The following is a 16,173-nucleotide window of genomic DNA, read 5'->3' on the forward strand; positions in this document are numbered from 1 at the left end:
ACATCTTCGTCGTTTAAACTTTGATTAGCGAGCTGACAAGGCAGCTGAATACAGGTTAAGACAGGAGAAGATGAACGTGCCACAGACAGAGGAAATGAATACGAAGAACAGGACGAGTGCCCATAAATTGCGAAGTCGTCTGCTTAAAATAATAGGTGGCATACTGATTGCATCGTGCTTTTTCTAGGAATTGTGTATTTGGTTAATGTATTTAGTAATCAGTCGGAGCAAAAAAGAATAGAGTCTTATGGGCAGCACATAACGGTTGATGATAAAAATATGAATGTGTTGATTCAAGGAGAAGGTGAAGAAACCGTCGTACTCCTCCCAGGGTATGGAACGGCAGCACCCGCACTTGATTTCAAGCCGCTTGTAGATGAATTATCACCTCATTACAGAGTTATCGTCATTGAGCCTTTCGGTTATGGATTAAGTGATGAGACGGATAAAGAGCGAACGACGGACAATATCGTAAGTGAGATTCATGAAGGATTACAGCAGCTTCATGTTGAGCGCTATATCCTTATGGGTCATTCCATTGCTGGCATATACGGTCTGGAGTACGTGAACCAATATCCAGAGGAAGTCAGTGCATTTGTCGGGATCGATAGCAGTGTTCCTACACAACCGGGAATGGATGTTAAATTTCCATTAAAGACGTTTGCATTTTTAGAAAAATCAGGCCTGCTGAGGTTGATCAAGAAGGTAAGCGGCGATCCATATGCCGGACTCGCCTTTGATGATTACACGAAAGAACAAATGAGCATGCTATCGAATAAAAACGGCACCAATGCCACCATGTTGAATGAAATGAAACATATCTCATCTAATTTTAGAGGTGCTCAAGATAGTACATTTCCTCGTGATCTTCCACTTATTCTCTTTGTACAAGCGAGTAATTCAGACATAGAAGGCTGGATACCACTACATGAGCAGCAAGCTAAGGAATCTGTATACGGAAAAGTGATGACATTTGAAGGCGGGCATTACTTGCACCATACCCATTCCGTGGAGATCGTTGAGAATTTCAGAAGAATGATGGATGAAATCGATTCAGGCAGGTAATATAGAGATAAAAACTTTATGGAAACGATGTTGATGATGATTATTGAACTAGGGCACCAACAGATACAAATTCATATCGAATACGGCCAACGCCAAAAACTCTCAATCCACATTCACCCTACAGGATTAATCACGGTCAAAGCCCCAAAGCATACAACTGATGAGGTAATCATGCACGCGGTCCTTCAGCATGAGCAACCCATTTTGAAGCAGCTTGAAGCGATTGAGGAGGCTCGGACTGCACCGAAGCTCAGGGAGTACGAGGAGGAAGGCAAGTTTCTACATCTTGGTCGATATTATGCACTGCATGAGTTAATCGAGACGAAGGGACGGACGGAAGAAGAGTTGCAACGAGATCTGAAGAAGTTCTATTTCGCGAGCTGTAAGAAGGTGGTTGGGGAGCGTCTTAAGGTCTATCAGAAGCAGCTGAAGGTAACGCCCAAATCCTTCACGATTGAGGAGTCCCGAACGAAGTGGGGGAGCTGCAGCTCAGCAAAACATCTTACCTTTAACTACCGCCTCGCCATGGCGCCAATCGAAGTCATCGATTATGTGGTTATTCATGAGCTCTGCCATCTCTTGCATATGAATCACGATCGATCTTTCTGGCGGCGTGTTGGAAGTGTAATGAAGGATTATAAGGAGAAGGAAGCGTTCCTTGCAAGGTATGGACAAGATCTGACGTTGTGAGATTCCTTTCGTAAGAGAAAAACACTCTGATTGAGTGTTTTTTTCAGTTTTAACTCATCATTTCGTTTCAAAAAGCCGATATAACATTGCTATAATTGATTTTCAAATATAAATTGGGGATAGAGGAAGTGGAGAAGGAATGTTTAACAAGAAATGGCTCATCACTCCGGTGGTAGCGACAGCACTATTGTTTGGTCAAACTGCATATGCGCTCCAGACGTTTCCTGACGTCGCCGGAACGAAATATGAATGGGCACAGGAATCGATTCGTTCTTTGGCGGATAGAGGTGTGATTAAAGGTTATGCTGATGGATCCTTTAAGCCGGACAAGACGATAACGAAAGCGGAATTCGTACATATGCTTCAAAAGCTTTTTCCGGAGATCAATCATTCTTCCGGCAAACCCTCCGAGTTTACGGATGCTCGAAAGCATTGGGCTAATAAAGATTTTGCCGCAATCTTTAACGGTGACTATATTTGGCTGTTTGCAGAGGATGTGGGCGGTACCTACCCGGATTATCAGTTCTACGTAAAACCCGATAAGCCATTGACACGCTGGGATGTCATGATGATGGCTTCCATCGTGACTGACCATAAACAGCAGACGCTTCATCCTGAGGTTGAAGAAGTGATATTAGCTGCCCAACAATTCAAGGATATCAAAATTCGTCAAGCTAGTTATTATGACAACTTCTCGGCATATTATCCCGTACTATACATCGACCAGTACAACGAAGGGTATGATAATGAGTATTTCTACGACGGGGATTCCCAGGAATTTAAGGCTGATGCATTCTTTACATTAACGAGCATGGGCGTCATGACGGGCAATAACGGTTACCTTCGCCCTAAAGCGTTAGTGACAAGAGCCGAAGCGGCTACGATATTACAGCGGCTATATGAAGCCACAACCAAATCATAACAAGCGTAAAATGGCCTACATTGGGTAGAAGATTATAAACAGTTGCAGGAAAGCGAGTAGTAATCGTTGAATATATCCGAATGCTGCAATATATCAGGGGTATGGGTACTCCTTAGTCGCTAGGGGGGAAACAAACATTGAAATCGATCACCGTTCAAAACCTTACGGATATTTTTCAATTAGAAGTGCTTGCTGGATCCAATCGAATGGATCGTTTAGTTACCCGTTCTCAGACACACAGGCCGGGACTGGAGTTTGTAGGGTATTTTGATTTTTTTCCAATGGAGCGCGTGCAGATACTCGGACGCAAGGAAATTAACTATCTGTTAACGCTGAGCGTAGATGAACGCAAGCTTCATATCGGAAATATTGTTAAATATCATCCGCCGTGTTTTATTGTGACCTCTGGACAACAAGAGATCCCTTATTTGAAGCTCTTCTGTGATCAAGAAGGCATTCCGTTACTGCGGACGAAGGAGCGGACAACCGATTTTATTGCCAAGCTTGACGGATATTTGATAAAAGCTTTAGCGCCGGAGATGTCCATTCATGCCGTATGCGTGAATGTGGCAGGTATCGGAATCTTGCTCAGAGGGAAATCCGGAATTGGTAAAAGCGAGACAGCGCACACGTTGATCCGTCAAGGTCACCGATTCGTGGCTGACGATATCGTTGTGCTCAAGAAGCTGGGGCCATCAACGCTGCTCGGCACGCATAACGAGACGACTCGCGAGTTTCTGGCGCTGCGGAGCATCGGGCTGATCAACGTTGTACGGCAGTATGGGCGTTCGGCCTTTCAAGATGAGACGCGTATCGTGCTGGACATTGAGCTATCACCATGGCAGGATAACTCATTAAATAATGAGCTGGAAGCAGCTCCTCAATTCACGGAATACCTTGGTATTCAAATCCCGCATATCGAAGTTCAGTTACAACCGGGCCGTGATGTTGCCAGCTTGATCGAAGCAGCGGCTAATAATTGGTATTTGAAGCAACTCGGTTACAGCGCAGCCGAGGAATTTATGAAGCGGGTCGAGGACGAAATGCAGTCCTAATGAAAGAGGTGACGGGTATGGATGAGAAGGATGACAACGAGAGACGTTCGACGTCGACAAGTGGTCAGCTGCTGGAATCAGCCATTGACGAATTCGCCAGAAAAGGCGGCTTTGATGATTTACCGCTCAAAGGGAAGCCGATTAAGATCGAAGATGGCGATGTGTTGACTGGAATTATGAAGAATGCGAACTATCAACCGCCATGGATCGTGCTGCGAAAAGAAATCGTAGCCGATATTAAGCGTCTGCTGGATCGACCAGATAACATCTTCTCAGACGCAGAGTTAGACGACATTAACGAGAAGATTATGAAGTACAATCGCACCGTGCCGAATCCGCTTCTGCAAAAAGGATTGGTATCCCATTCGAATTTGCTGGATGCCGTTGATAAGTGGGCTTAGCCGAACAAATAATGAAGTAATTTGCGGGATAGCGAACTGTGGTTAAAAGGAGAAAATGTATTCAAAAGGAACCATACCGGAGCTTAAGCTTAAGATGGGGCTTGTGTCCGATGAAACGGGTTGAAACCGATGCTGAATTGGGTCCTGATGATCATGTCATGTTAGTATGAACATATGCATGTGCAAGTCGCCGTATCGGCGGCTTTTTTCTGTTTCTTGCATTTTAGGACTATCTTGATTGGTTGAACACGCCATTTACGGTATAGACGGAAAGAATCATTTTTCCGGGATTGTTGTGGAAGTGGGTATACGATCGCTGTCGAATCATATACGATCAGACATGATTCGAATCTAAGTTGATGGAGGGAACGTAAGTGAAACTATTCAGGACGATCATGATGATTGTAGGCGCATTCTGCTTGATGGGCATGGGCTGTGCAGATCAGAAGCAAGATACAGAGTTCAACCTTAGCGAGCTCGAACAATCCGATAATAATATCCGCGTTCCACATAATGAACGGCTGCATCTGTCTACTGATCAGCAATGGATCAAGGATGAAGGGCATCAGTCGGATCTGATTCGGCTGCAATGGACGGCAGACAGAGCTAAACCGGCCATCGTCTGGGTTGATGAGAAGGGGATGAATAAATCAGCGATCATCTCGCACGACAAAGCCAACAACCCTGAGCAGCGTGACCATAAGCATATCTCTTTCGAGACTACGATGTCTCCGGAAGGTGAATATCCGGACCAATTGTTCACCCGGTTTGAAATTCCTTTCGATACCGATGTCAGCGAAATCCGAACGCATTCGTCTAATTTCAACGTCATGAGCGGAATCTTGCGAGTGGCAGGAGAACGCGGGACGAACCGGGATCTTCAGTTCAGTGTAGCTGGGGAAGATAATGAGACATCAACGAGATGGGCCGTACGGGCAGATAGTTCGGAAGAACCGGGTGACAATTCCGGTGCGAATATGCAGTTTGTTCGTTATGATGACAATGGCGAAGTCATCGACTCCCCGCTTACCATCCAACGCAGCAGCGGTAATATTGGAGTTGGGACGAATGACCCTGACACGAAGCTGGATGTCAACGGCGACAAACTTCGAATCCGTGAGAAATACACGCCTGCTTCATCCACAGATGCGTGCAGTCAAGGGCAGATGGCATGGGATGACGAACATGTATATGTCTGCGTTACGGAGAATCAGTGGAAAAGAACAGAACTTAGTACTTGGTAAAAGAGGGAATCGAGGGCTAGAAAAAAGGCGCGGAGATGGTCTCCAAGCCTTTTTTCTGTATGATCCAATACATGATCATTTATTAATCGAAGATTTGTAATAAAGAACAGTTATAACTATTCTTTATTGCTTCTTATTAATTAGTTGGTGATACACTCAGAGTAATTTAACTAGGAGGCATCATAATTGGGATGGCTTTATCTGAGAGAGGAGTATGGCCTACAATACTTGACACGGAGGCATATCAAGCAATCTATATTCGGTTTGTCACAAATAACGCTTTATCCTTCGCTTCCGCAGGCCTATAATGTTCTTATGGGTTCATATTAATCCATTTGAGTTCATTTAATCATGGGTGAGGAGTGAAGGACAATGCCAACCATCAAGATTGAATTATTGAATAGCGACGGCAAGGTAAGAGTAGAAGAGTATCAAGATTCGCACAGTTCTAATCGTTACGTCATGGAACGGGAAGCAGAAGGATTTACGCATCTGGCTTGTCAGCATCTGGAGTACAATGCTGGCGACAAATATAGAATTACGACAGAAGCTCCAGAATCGTATTTGGTCGTTCAGATGGATGAAGCGCTTAGTCCGTCACTGATCTATGTAAAAGGTGAAGTCTGGGAATATGAGCTTCCGTTATCGTTTAAGCAGGCCTATCCCGAGAAGGCTTTTACCGGCAGGAAACACTATGTCACGGCCAGGTATGCAATGGAGAGTGAGGTAACGCAGTATCGTAATCTGGCATTGAATCCTCACGACCAGAAGCATGATTCCAGTGCCTACCCGCATGCCCATGCGAATGTCGAAACCAGGAATAACCCCACCTTCTTCGCTCGCAATGCGATTGATGGCGTGTATGCCAATTTCAGCCATGGTGAATACCCGTATCAATCTTGGGGGATTAATCAGCAAGCCGATGCGGAGCTGACGCTGGATTTCGGGAGGAAGGTAGAACTGGGTCGGTTAGGTCTCGTTTTACGCGGCGATTTTCCTCATGATAGTTGGTGGAGAGAAGTGACGGTTGCCTTCTCCGACGGCTCAGAGGAACAACTTTATCCGCAGCAAAACCGCAGCATCCAGTATTTTGACATCCAGCCCCGTAAAGTAGAATGGTTGGTGCTCAAACGCTTGATCAAAGGCGATGAGGCGCTATTTCCCGCATTAACCCAGATTGAAGCTTTCGGAAGCAACGTGGGTAGAATAGAATAATATGAATCGTTGAAGGCTGCTAATGCTCAGGCTAGACGGTACATATAGATATTAGAGCCGTGTAACCCCCGGCTTTTTCTAAAAGGAGACTTCATGTTAACAACACAACAATTAGAAGATATAGCACAATTGCAAGCCACATGTGAAAATTATGATGGTATACAACTGAAACTTAACTGGGAAATGCTTAGAGACCGCAAATCGGATCAATTGGATTTCTTTCATTACGAAGATGGGAAACTAGCAGCATTCTTGGGTTTGTATCCCTTTGGATCTACCGTCGAAGTATGCGGCATGGTGAAACCTAGCGAACGGCGGAAGGGGCATTTCCATCGATTATTCGGGCAAGGAATGGAACAAATAAAAACCGACGGATACAAGAAAATATTGTTGAACGCGCCTGCGGGATCCGACACGGCAAAAGGTTTTTTGAGCAAACAGGGGGCCGAGTACTCATTCTCGGAGTTTCAAATGGAGTGGCAAGAAAGGTTTCTTGAAGACATGGGCGGAATTGTCCTAAGGCAAGCAACGCCGGAAGATTACGAAATGCGTGTACGATTATCCGTTACGGCGTTCGGCTTGGACGAAGAAGATGCAAGCGTGATGGAAAGCAACATCGAACCAGATAATACGGTTATCCTCATGATAGACGTTGACGATGAAGGAACAGTAGGTAAACTGCGGGTGACCCGAGAAGAAGGGCAAGCCTGGATTTATGGATTTTCAATCTTGCCAGAACATCAAGGCAAAGGAATAGGCAGACGGGTGCTGCGTCAAGTCACCAAAGAACAAAGCTCCGCCGGATATTCGGTACACTTGGAAGTAGAAACGAAGAATGAACACGCTTTAGGTTTATATAAATCGGTAGGATTCAAAGTGGTGCATGCACAAGATTACTATACGTACCCATCTGGATGATAGCCCTGATATTCGCAGACAAACCAAAAACCCTCTTGTAACCAAGCGGGTTTTTGTTTGTCCTATCTTGTTACCAGCCATAATCTTGACCTTCATCAAAGGATATGCTAAGTTGTGTTCATAATAATGAAACTTAAAGGGAGGGATAAAACGATGACGGAATTAGAGGTTGTGGATGTATTTGTGAACCTGTCAGCTCCGCGATTATTTGGCATGGTTCACTTGATAAACAATCAGTTACCGGAACTTTATCCCCCCATATCGATAATGGCCTAGCAATCTAGTTGACTGTCCGCTCAGGTTTATTTGTAATAGGGTTGGATTTGCGTAAGCGCCGGGAAGCACTGGTTGAATGAGTGCTCTCCGGCGTTTTTTATGACTTCCGTGTAACAGGCGAGATCGTATGCGTGCATTCTCGCCAATACTCAGCAGGAGGTCGATATTAAATGTCACAGATTCATGTTTCAAACCTGACATTTGCCTATGAAGGCACTTACGATAATATTTTTGAGAATGTCCATTTTCAGATTGATACCGACTGGAAATTGGGATTTACAGGCAGGAATGGCAGAGGTAAGACTACATTCCTTCGTCTCCTGTTAGGAGAGCTTGAATACAGTGGGACGATTTCCGCAAGCGTTGAATTCGAATATTTCCCGTTTGAGGTCGAGCATAAAGAAAATCTCACCATTGACGTAATCGAAGAGGTATACCCGGACTACCTGCATTGGAAGCTGGTTCGAGAGCTTAACTGGTTGAAAATCTCGGAGGATGTGCTGTATCGTCCGTTCGAGACGCTGTCTAACGGCGAGCAGACGAAGGTGCTTCTGGCCACCTTATTCATTAAGGAGAACCGTTTCTTGCTAATTGACGAGCCGACGAACCATCTCGACATGCATGCAAGAAAGCTGGTTGCCGATTACCTTGGTCGTAAAAGCGGGTATATTCTGGTCTCGCACGACCGTGCCTTCCTGGATCGGTGCGTGGATCATATCTTATCCATTAACAAGACGAATATTGAAATCCAGAAGGGGAATTTCTCGACGTGGTGGGAGAACAAGCACCGCCAGGATCAATTCGAGCTGGCGCAGAATGAGAAGTTGAAGCGAGACGTACATCGCCTGTCGGAATCGGCCAAAAGAACCAGCGGCTGGTCGCATGAAGTGGAGAGCACCAAGAACGGCACGAGAAATTCAGGCTCCAAAGTTGACAAAGGATATATCGGCCATAAAGCAGCCAAAATGATGAAACGCTCCAAAGCTATTGAACAGCGGCAGCAATCCGCGATCGAAGAGAAGAGTAAGCTCCTCAAGAATATTGAGAGTGCGGAGAGTTTGCACATTGCGCCGCTGCCGTTTCACAAGGAGCGTCTCGTTGAGCTGGATCATGTAGCGATCTTCTACGATGGGAACAGAGTATGTGAGGATGTGTCGCTTGAGATCGGGCAAGGGGAGCGAATTGCACTCTCCGGTGCGAACGGCTCCGGCAAGTCCAGCATCATGAAGCTGATCTGCGGCGAGGATATTTCGTACGACGGAGGGTTCCAGAAAGACGCCCAGCTTCAGCTATCTTACGTATCCCAGGATACGTCCCATCTTCATGGCGATTTGTCCGATTACGCCAAGAGCCACGGAATCGATGAAAGCCTGTTTAAATCTATTTTGCGCAAGCTTGATTTCTCCAGGCTTCAATTCGAGAAGGATATGTCTACCTATAGCGGTGGTCAGAAGAAGAAGGTCTTAATTGCCAGAAGCTTAAGCGAAAGAGCCCACTTGTATATTTGGGATGAGCCGCTTAATTTCGTGGATGTCATTTCGCGGATGCAGATTGAAGAGCTGCTGCTCGAATACAAGCCGACGCTGTTGTTCGTTGAACATGACAGTGAATTTGTTAACAACGTTGCCACCAAGGTCGTAGAACTATCCAGGCCTTCTACTCCATAACTCATGTTCTAGTTAAAGAGCCTCTCAGGTATGGATGTTATCCACGTCCATGATGAGAGGTTCTTTGATGGCTATAAAGCTCTGAAAGAATGCGTCTATTGCACGTATCGCTATTTTACAGTAAACTGACAGGTACAACCTGATCTAAGGAAGGATGAATGATAACGATGACCATTCCTTCATTGCATAGAATTAACGAGCTTAGCCGCAAGCAAAAAAACGAAGGTCTGACCCAAGCCGAACAAGACGAACAGCAGCAGCTTCGTCAGGAATATTTATTAGCGATCCGAGGGCAAGTGTTATCCACCATGTCTACCCTGAAAGTTGTAGATCCGAACGGTGACGACGTAACCCCGGAGAAACTGAGAATAACGCAACAGCAGAATGCGTCCAAGCTGCATTAAGCGCATAATTTGAGCACCGATGGATTCAAGACCTCCGCAACCTCTTGGGGATAGGATGATTTTTCCTGTCGACATGGGGTGTGGAGGTTTTTTTTGTGCGAAATGAACTTTTGTCATCGCAGCGATCTCTTATCTACGAAGAGGGGGGACAACATGAATGTAAGTCGTCTTGTCAGACAAGCCCAAAGAGGCAACAAAGAGGCATTATTGCAACTCATCCTGGCCGAACAGGACGTTTATTATCGTCTAGCTTACAGCTACATGGGGAACGAGCATGATGCGATGGATGCGATGGAGGACATGATCGTGACGTTGTATGAGAAACTGGGTCAACTGCATAAGGGGGAGGCTTTCTACAGTTGGAGCAAGACCATTCTGGTTAATCGCTGCAAAACGCTACTCCGCAAGAAGGAGCGATTTCTTCCACTCGGGGACGAGCAAGAATCCACGTTACCTGCATTAACCGAGGTTAATCCATACCGCTGGACGGAGTCGGATATGAATATGCAGGAGTTACTGTCTCATCTGAACCCAAGACAGCGGGAAGCAATCGAACTTCGTTATGTTCATGATCTGCCTTATCAGACCATTGCGGACATGACCGGTGCACCGATGGGCACGATCAAATCGAGAATTTCGCAAGGCATACTTAAACTGAAAGCCATGATCGGAGGTGATCGTTATGAAGACGATCGAGGAGAGATTAGAGGAACACAAGCAGAACCGGAATACGGTGCAGGCCCCGCCCGGACTTGAAGTCAAACTTCGACTGGCCTTGACTGCTGTTCCTACGCGTAAGAAAAAAATGAATCGGGTGGTTACGTGGGGATTATCATCGGCCGCGGCACTCCTGCTGCTCGTTGGGGCCTATCAATATCCGGCATTTGCTTATTACGGAGGAATGTTGCTTAACAAAATTGAACTCAGCTCGCTCAGCTTCGCGGAATTGGCGGAACAAGGCTATGGTCAGTCCGTCAACAAAAGCAAAACATTGGCCGATGGTACGGTCATCACGATCAATGGGGTGATTGCGGATGATAATGCACTGTTGATGTATTACACCATCAATCGTAGCGACGGCTCTGTATTTATGGACAACGGATCATTTCGTTATAACGTGAACGGCATACAAGGCTTCATGACGAATTCAACTATTAAAGAGGGAGGTGGCAACCATAGTGCAGACGAGACTCAGTTCGAGGGCGTATATAAATTTGAGCCTGTCAGTCCGTTCTCGCGAACGTTAACCGTCACTTTCAGTGAGTGGCTGGAGAATGGAGAGCGAGCTACTTACCCGGTCTCCTTCAAATTTGAGGCGAATAAAGCGATGAAAAGCATCATTAAAGAGGATATTGCCAAATCCGTTTCAGTCGATCGGGGATCTGTCCACTATGACTCCATTATCGCTTCACCAACGTCAACCATCGTGAAAGGGCATTTCGAAATGGAGTATGAGGGATTCCCGAGGTTCCCAGGCAAGACGAGTCTCTATGTGAATGGCATGGAAGTAAAGTCATGGGGAATGCGGTCTGATCATTCCGGCCCCCATGGCGTTCCGGCATTTGAGCTTGAATTTGACGTGCTTCCGACAGACGATATCAAGAGCATTGAGCTTGTTCTGAAAAATGCCAGCGGATACCAGAAGGTAGAAGATGCAATCTCTCTGGCCACACCATCCGATCATTCCATCCGGATTGGCGATGAGAAGTTGTGGATTCGCAGCGTTACCCGAACCGCGACTGGTTACGATATCGTGATTGCCAGAAAACAATTCACCTTCTTGCAGAAGGAACATGTATCCGTACAGGCGGGGGGCAAGACGGTACCTGTATCATCAATATCCCAATCACGAACATGGGATCTGAAGAACGGCAATATCCTCTGGGAGCAGACGTATTCGTTCAAGACTACCGAGCGGCCGGAGCTGCTCTTGCTGGACGAATTCCACTATATTAAATCTTACGATAAAAGTGTTTATATCCCGATGACTTCACAAAAATAAAAAATGGATTCAGTTTCTAAAAGCTGCAGGAAATGCAGCTTTTTTATTTAGGTCTATACGTGGGCGAATAAATTATTCGCACAACGACATACTACTTCGCAAGAGGTGGTAAAATTTGCAGCAATCGGATAAGTTGAACCTTCGTGAGATTGAAAAGCAACTGAGTGAACGATTCAAGAAGAGCTCGGATTTCGTCTGCAAGAATATAATAATTGGCGTCGAGGAATTCGCAGCTTATTATCTGGAAAGCTTAGTTAATCTCCCAACGACGCTTTCTGCCATTAATCAAGCGGCTATCGAGCATGAAGATGATTCCCTAATTCAGAAGTTTAAGCCGTTTGAGGGCGATTCATCCATGTCTCTAGACGGCTTGTCCAATGAGCTGCTGCAAGGCAAGCTTATCTTGTTTAGCCCGGAAGTCAATCGCTGTCCTTGAATCGGAGAAGCACGATATATCCCGGCCGGTAACTTCTCCGGAAAGCGAGAACCCGCTTCAGTCCGCATACGACGCCTTTACGGAAGATATTAATACGAATATTGCATTGTTCCGCAAAAAATTAAGGTCTGACCGTTTGGTTATTGAAAGCCGTTCCACGGGCGTCCAATCGAAGAAGAAAATGGCCGTCGTCTATCTGGAGGGAATTGCCCAACCGAAAGTCGTGCAATCGATTCAGGAAAAGCTGGAACAAAATAAAGACAAGGAGCTTACCACGGTCCGGGATTTGCTGCGTATTCTGGGACATCCGAAATTCGCGCTCACGCCTACTTATGTCTCCTCTGAGCTCCCGGGAGAAATGGTAGAGAATCTGAAGAACGGAAAAGTCGTCATCCTGATTGACCAGTTCTCGTTTGCCTTTTCGTTCCCGGCGATCATAACCGATCTGTGGTCAACCACGCTGGATGTCAACTATCCTTATCTGTTTCAAGTGTTCTTGCGGACAATACGAGCGATTGGTGCACTGTTGGCCATGACGCTTCCAGGCATGTATGTCGTGCTTAACTCCGTTAACCCGGAACTACTGCGGATCCAATTAGCTATTACGGTAGCCAAGAACAGGGAAGGGGTACCCTATCCTTCATTGATTGAGATGCTGCTGGTCATGCTGTTACTGGAGATGATCATCGAGGCGACCATTCGCCTTCCCAAGAACATCGGTCCTACGATTACGATGATCGGCGGCATCCTGTTAGGACAAGCCATTGTCCAGGCCAAACTTGTCAGTAATCTATTGATTATTATTCTGGTTGCCTCTGCGATTGCTAATTTTGTGTTGGCCGGATATATGAATACAACGGGAATTCGAATGTATAAGTACGTTGTGATGCTAGTCAGTTCCTTATTCGGAATATGGGGGCTGGAAGCGGCATTGATCTGGATTACAATCTACTTTGCCTCGTTGACCACGTGCTCGGTTCCTTATTTAAGTTTCAGCGTGAAAGGAAAGCTTCCGGATGAATAGAACACAAGTCCTTACCTTGTTTATCCTACTGCATCTTGCTTCGATCTTTTCCATTTTTCCCGAGCGCATCATCTCGGCCACTTCCCAAGGGCACTGGATCCCCGTCGCGATTCTTTTTTTAGTAGAGTTACTGGTACTGTGGTTGTATTTAAAAGCACTATCCAAGTTCCCGGGACAAACGGTGTTGGATATCTGTAATGGCGCGGTAAGCAAATGGGGGACAAGGTTGATCGCTGTGCCGCTGCTGATTTTTCTTTATATAGAGCTTCTCTTATTAATGTATTTTCAGTCCGTAGAAATCAAAGCCGTATTGCTTCAGAGAACGCCGACATCGGCAACATCGGCTGTCTTCATCATACTCTGCTTCTATGCAGCATGGAAGGGACTCACGGTACTTGTCAGGGCCAGCGTTGGATTATGTATACTGTTGATGCCATTCATCTTGTTTTCCATGCTGATTAGTATCAAAAACTATAAATTCAGTTATATTTTTCCGATATGGGACAGCAAGCTGTCATTTTTCTCCCATACGGATTTTTATGTGTGCACAGTCATTTTAGCAGGCTTCCTGTTCCTGGGCATGATCCCCGCCAAACAGGGGGATCAGTTTCGTAAAGTTGCGCTGGCTGTCGGTATCATTTTTGTATTTGCTTTGGGATCGGTGTATGTTCCGCTGCTCGTTTTTGGACAAGAAACGGTAGCCAATCTGCAATATCCGATGTTGATGGCATCAGATACGATTGATTTGGAGTGGGTTGTATTTGACTGGCTGCCAAGCTTTTATGTGGTTGCTTCCAGTGCGCTGGGCGTATTGAAGGTATCCGTATTACTCTGGATGCTGGTGGAGCTGGTGCATCAGTTATTTGCGCCGAGAATCAACAGAATATGGGTAATATCTTTGGTCTGTGTCTCTCTGTACCTGATATCGTTGTGGATACCGAACGTCAGTGTCCTGGACTCCTATTTGAATCTGAATACTTACTTTTGTCTATACAGTGTCATAGTGTTTCCGATTATTGTGTTCGTTGCAGCTCAATGGCGACGAAAGAAGGTGAGCGCATGAACAACCGAATGATAAAGATCATGATAGCAACCCTGGCCATGAGTTTGTTGCTTGCGGGGTGCTGGGACACGAAGGATATTAACAAGCAGTATCTCCCTGTCGTTATGGGGGTGGGGAAAGGCACAACTCAGAAGTACAGAATCGTGATGCAGATCCCGGATGCTTCAGGCAGAACACAAATTATTGATAAAGAGGCCAAATCGATCAGCAAAGCCATTGATTTGATACGAACGGATTCCGAGAAAAGCATTGAGATGGTGCATCTGAGATTGCTCTTGATCGATAAGCAGATCGCCGAAAAGGGGATTGGCAACATTATTAATTTTGCCGTCAGAGCCAACGATATCTCGATTAAGGGGATGGTGGGAATCATAGACGGTGATTTTGAAAAGACGATGTATCATCAAATTTCACCGACACCTGAAATATCTTCGTACGATTTTTTTAGTGAGGAAGCGGGATGGACTCCTAATCAGTCGATCGTCAGAATATGGGAAGCCTATCGCAGTCAAAACTCCTATTCCGAAGACATGGCGATTCCGATGCTTAAGAACGGGGAGCGGACTTTGTTTACCTTTAAAGGTACGGCCATAATGGACGAGGATCGGATGGTTGGCACACTGAGTCAGGACGAGACCTTGTTATTTAATTTATTCAAAGGCAGATATTCAGGCGGAACGATCGAAGTAGCGCAGAATACAAGTGTGCTAATCCAAAATACCAAAATCAAACACCATACCAAGTGGTCGGACGAAGGACCTGTGCTCCTGACGGATGTTCTCCTCAACGTCGTCATTACCGAAAGCCCCGAAGGAAAAGGCAAGACGTTGATTGAGCAAGAGATGCAGAAGCAACTGAGCGGGCAATTTAACGAAACCGTCAAGAAGATACACGATTTGCAATCGGATGTACTCGGAGTCGGTCTGATCTTCCGTCCCGAATTAACAGAAGAGAAGATCAAGGATTGGAAGACCAGATGGTTTCCGAGCTTGGAGCAACAAATAAACGTGCGCGTGAACGTGCTGAATGATATCTATTTTAAAGAAAATAACGCCAATGATCAGGGGCACATGCTAAAAGAATAATGGAGGCGCTCGGAGCCAACCGATGGCAAAACAAGAAAGAAGAAGCGGCTGCGCTCATAGAGCGCGCCGTAGTTTTGCGCTGTCAGAAATGGGGGACAATATCACAACTTATAACCCAGCAATCTGGCTAATCGAGCCAAGCCACCTAGAACAATTTGTTGCAAAAGCTTTGGAGGGCCGGCAATATAACCGTCCATCGACGCCCAGACCAAACCGATCCAAAGTGGATTCCAAGGAATTCCCCGTGGGTTCATTTTCCCTTCCGTTTCGAGCTTATGTAATAACTCGAACATCTGCCAGTGGTTGCCCGGTGGACGGACCTCGTGCAACATCACAAGCAGACCCTTATTTACCTTCCAGAATTGATGTATCTGCCTTGGTGATATAACCAGTGACGAACCGGGTCCGGCCAAAGTCTCTTTACCGTCCACCATGAATCGCATCGTACCTTCCACGACGGTGAATTTTTCCGTTAAATCCGGATGCCAGTGGGGACCGTTAATCGCTCCCTCCCGATGTATTCGGTGTTCAACTATTAAATATGCACCATCCTCATCCCATTCCAGACAAGTAACGGTTTGTCCGTCCGGGTAACGCAGCACTTTTATGATCGGTCTTGGTTCAGTCATAGAATCGCCTCTTCTCGTGTTTGATACATATAAAGTCCGAAACTTGGACGAAAATGTGACACGAATCTTTCGATCCC

General features: G+C 45.9%; 16 protein-coding genes and 1 pseudogene. 16 read left to right on the top strand and 1 reads right to left on the bottom strand.

Features of this window, described 5'->3' with window-relative positions; genetic code table 11:
* Positions 1-76: 76 nt before the first annotated feature.
* The 16 genes and pseudogenes from JCM10914_RS22640 (at position 77) to JCM10914_RS22715 (ending at position 15,467) form a co-directional block, all read left to right on the top strand.
* Positions 77-1,065: pseudogene (locus JCM10914_RS22640) on the top strand (alpha/beta fold hydrolase).
* Between the two features lie 36 nt (positions 1,066-1,101).
* Entirely contained in the window at positions 1,102-1,755 is a 654-nt protein-coding gene (locus JCM10914_RS22645) for a M48 family metallopeptidase (RefSeq protein ID WP_036719673.1), read from the top strand.
* A 139-nt stretch (positions 1,756-1,894) separates the two neighbouring features.
* Positions 1,895-2,677, top strand: a complete 783-nt coding sequence (locus JCM10914_RS22650; protein WP_023965075.1) for an S-layer homology domain-containing protein — start codon at positions 1,895-1,897, stop codon at positions 2,675-2,677.
* A 137-nt stretch (positions 2,678-2,814) separates the two neighbouring features.
* Positions 2,815-3,732, top strand: coding sequence for an HPr(Ser) kinase/phosphatase (gene hprK / locus JCM10914_RS22655; protein ID WP_023965077.1), 918 nt, complete (start codon positions 2,815-2,817; stop codon positions 3,730-3,732).
* 17 nt (positions 3,733-3,749) lie between these two features.
* A complete protein-coding gene (locus JCM10914_RS22660) occupies positions 3,750-4,133 on the top strand; it encodes a DUF1992 domain-containing protein (protein ID WP_023965079.1) in 384 nt (127 codons plus the stop codon).
* Positions 4,134-4,507: 374 nt separating this feature from the next.
* A complete protein-coding gene (locus tag JCM10914_RS22665; RefSeq protein ID WP_023965081.1) occupies positions 4,508-5,377 on the top strand; it encodes a hypothetical protein in 870 nt (289 codons plus the stop codon).
* A gap of 372 nt (positions 5,378-5,749) precedes the next feature.
* Positions 5,750-6,592 carry a hypothetical protein gene (locus JCM10914_RS22670; protein WP_023965083.1) on the top strand — a complete coding sequence of 281 codons (843 nt, stop codon included), beginning with the start codon at positions 5,750-5,752 and terminating at the stop codon, positions 6,590-6,592.
* 93 nt (positions 6,593-6,685) lie between these two features.
* Entirely contained in the window at positions 6,686-7,510 is an 825-nt protein-coding gene (locus tag JCM10914_RS22675) for a GNAT family N-acetyltransferase (RefSeq protein ID WP_023965086.1), read from the top strand.
* Positions 7,511-7,956: 446 nt separating this feature from the next.
* A complete protein-coding gene (locus tag JCM10914_RS22680) occupies positions 7,957-9,453 on the top strand; it encodes an Lsa family ABC-F type ribosomal protection protein (protein ID WP_023965088.1) in 1,497 nt (498 codons plus the stop codon).
* Positions 9,454-9,620: 167 nt separating this feature from the next.
* A complete protein-coding gene (locus JCM10914_RS22685; RefSeq protein ID WP_023965090.1) occupies positions 9,621-9,857 on the top strand; it encodes a DUF896 domain-containing protein in 237 nt (78 codons plus the stop codon).
* Between the two features lie 153 nt (positions 9,858-10,010).
* Positions 10,011-10,613, top strand: a complete 603-nt coding sequence (locus JCM10914_RS22690; RefSeq protein WP_023965092.1) for a sigma-70 family RNA polymerase sigma factor — start codon at positions 10,011-10,013, stop codon at positions 10,611-10,613.
* On the top strand, positions 10,540-11,859 hold the full coding sequence (locus tag JCM10914_RS22695; RefSeq protein ID WP_036719644.1) for a DUF4179 domain-containing protein: 1,320 nt from the start codon (positions 10,540-10,542) through the stop codon (positions 11,857-11,859). Before JCM10914_RS22690 ends, JCM10914_RS22695 begins: the two co-directional genes overlap by 74 nt.
* A gap of 115 nt (positions 11,860-11,974) precedes the next feature.
* The gene (locus JCM10914_RS22700; RefSeq protein WP_023965096.1) at positions 11,975-12,295 is read left to right on the top strand and encodes a hypothetical protein; all 321 of its coding nucleotides are present in this window, start codon (positions 11,975-11,977) and stop codon (positions 12,293-12,295) included.
* On the top strand, positions 12,237-13,319 hold the full coding sequence (locus JCM10914_RS22705) for a spore germination protein (protein WP_081739875.1): 1,083 nt from the start codon (positions 12,237-12,239) through the stop codon (positions 13,317-13,319). Before JCM10914_RS22700 ends, JCM10914_RS22705 begins: the two co-directional genes overlap by 59 nt.
* The gene (locus tag JCM10914_RS22710) at positions 13,312-14,382 is read left to right on the top strand and encodes a GerAB/ArcD/ProY family transporter (RefSeq protein WP_023965100.1); all 1,071 of its coding nucleotides are present in this window, start codon (positions 13,312-13,314) and stop codon (positions 14,380-14,382) included. The genes JCM10914_RS22705 and JCM10914_RS22710 overlap by 8 nt, the downstream gene beginning before the upstream one ends.
* Positions 14,379-15,467: a Ger(x)C family spore germination protein gene (locus JCM10914_RS22715; RefSeq protein ID WP_036719647.1), complete on the top strand. Its 1,089-nt coding sequence runs from the start codon at positions 14,379-14,381 to the stop codon at positions 15,465-15,467. The genes JCM10914_RS22710 and JCM10914_RS22715 overlap by 4 nt, the downstream gene beginning before the upstream one ends.
* 101 nt (positions 15,468-15,568) lie before the next feature.
* On the opposite strand, the gene JCM10914_RS22720 is transcribed toward JCM10914_RS22715, so the two are convergent.
* Positions 15,569-16,096, bottom strand: a complete 528-nt coding sequence (locus JCM10914_RS22720; RefSeq protein WP_023965104.1) for a cupin domain-containing protein — start codon at positions 16,094-16,096, stop codon at positions 15,569-15,571.
* Positions 16,097-16,173 lie beyond the last annotated feature (77 nt).

Origin of the sequence: Paenibacillus sp. JCM 10914, assembly GCF_001315105.1 — a bacterium.
Lineage (GTDB): Bacteria > Bacillota > Bacilli > Paenibacillales > Paenibacillaceae > Paenibacillus_AQ.

Bases quoted from the DNA above. Each gene is read 5' to 3' on its own strand.
- JCM10914_RS22645 (WP_036719673.1), top strand. From the start codon at position 1,102: ATGATTATTGAACTAGGGCACCAACAGATACAAATTCATATCGAATAC.
- JCM10914_RS22650 (WP_023965075.1), top strand. From the start codon at position 1,895: ATGTTTAACAAGAAATGGCTCATCACTCCGGTGGTAGCGACAGCACTA.
- JCM10914_RS22660 (WP_023965079.1), top strand. From the start codon at position 3,750: ATGGATGAGAAGGATGACAACGAGAGACGTTCGACGTCGACAAGTGGT.
- JCM10914_RS22670 (WP_023965083.1), top strand. From the start codon at position 5,750: ATGCCAACCATCAAGATTGAATTATTGAATAGCGACGGCAAGGTAAGA.
- JCM10914_RS22675 (WP_023965086.1), top strand. From the start codon at position 6,686: ATGTTAACAACACAACAATTAGAAGATATAGCACAATTGCAAGCCACA.
- JCM10914_RS22680 (WP_023965088.1), top strand. From the start codon at position 7,957: ATGTCACAGATTCATGTTTCAAACCTGACATTTGCCTATGAAGGCACT.
- JCM10914_RS22685 (WP_023965090.1), top strand. From the start codon at position 9,621: ATGACCATTCCTTCATTGCATAGAATTAACGAGCTTAGCCGCAAGCAA.
- JCM10914_RS22690 (WP_023965092.1), top strand. From the start codon at position 10,011: ATGAATGTAAGTCGTCTTGTCAGACAAGCCCAAAGAGGCAACAAAGAG.
- JCM10914_RS22695 (WP_036719644.1), top strand. From the start codon at position 10,540: ATGAAGACGATCGAGGAGAGATTAGAGGAACACAAGCAGAACCGGAAT.
- JCM10914_RS22705 (WP_081739875.1), top strand. From the start codon at position 12,237: ATGAGCTGCTGCAAGGCAAGCTTATCTTGTTTAGCCCGGAAGTCAATC.
- JCM10914_RS22710 (WP_023965100.1), top strand. From the start codon at position 13,312: ATGAATAGAACACAAGTCCTTACCTTGTTTATCCTACTGCATCTTGCT.
- JCM10914_RS22715 (WP_036719647.1), top strand. From the start codon at position 14,379: ATGAACAACCGAATGATAAAGATCATGATAGCAACCCTGGCCATGAGT.
- JCM10914_RS22720 (WP_023965104.1), bottom strand. From the start codon at position 16,096: ATGACTGAACCAAGACCGATCATAAAAGTGCTGCGTTACCCGGACGGA.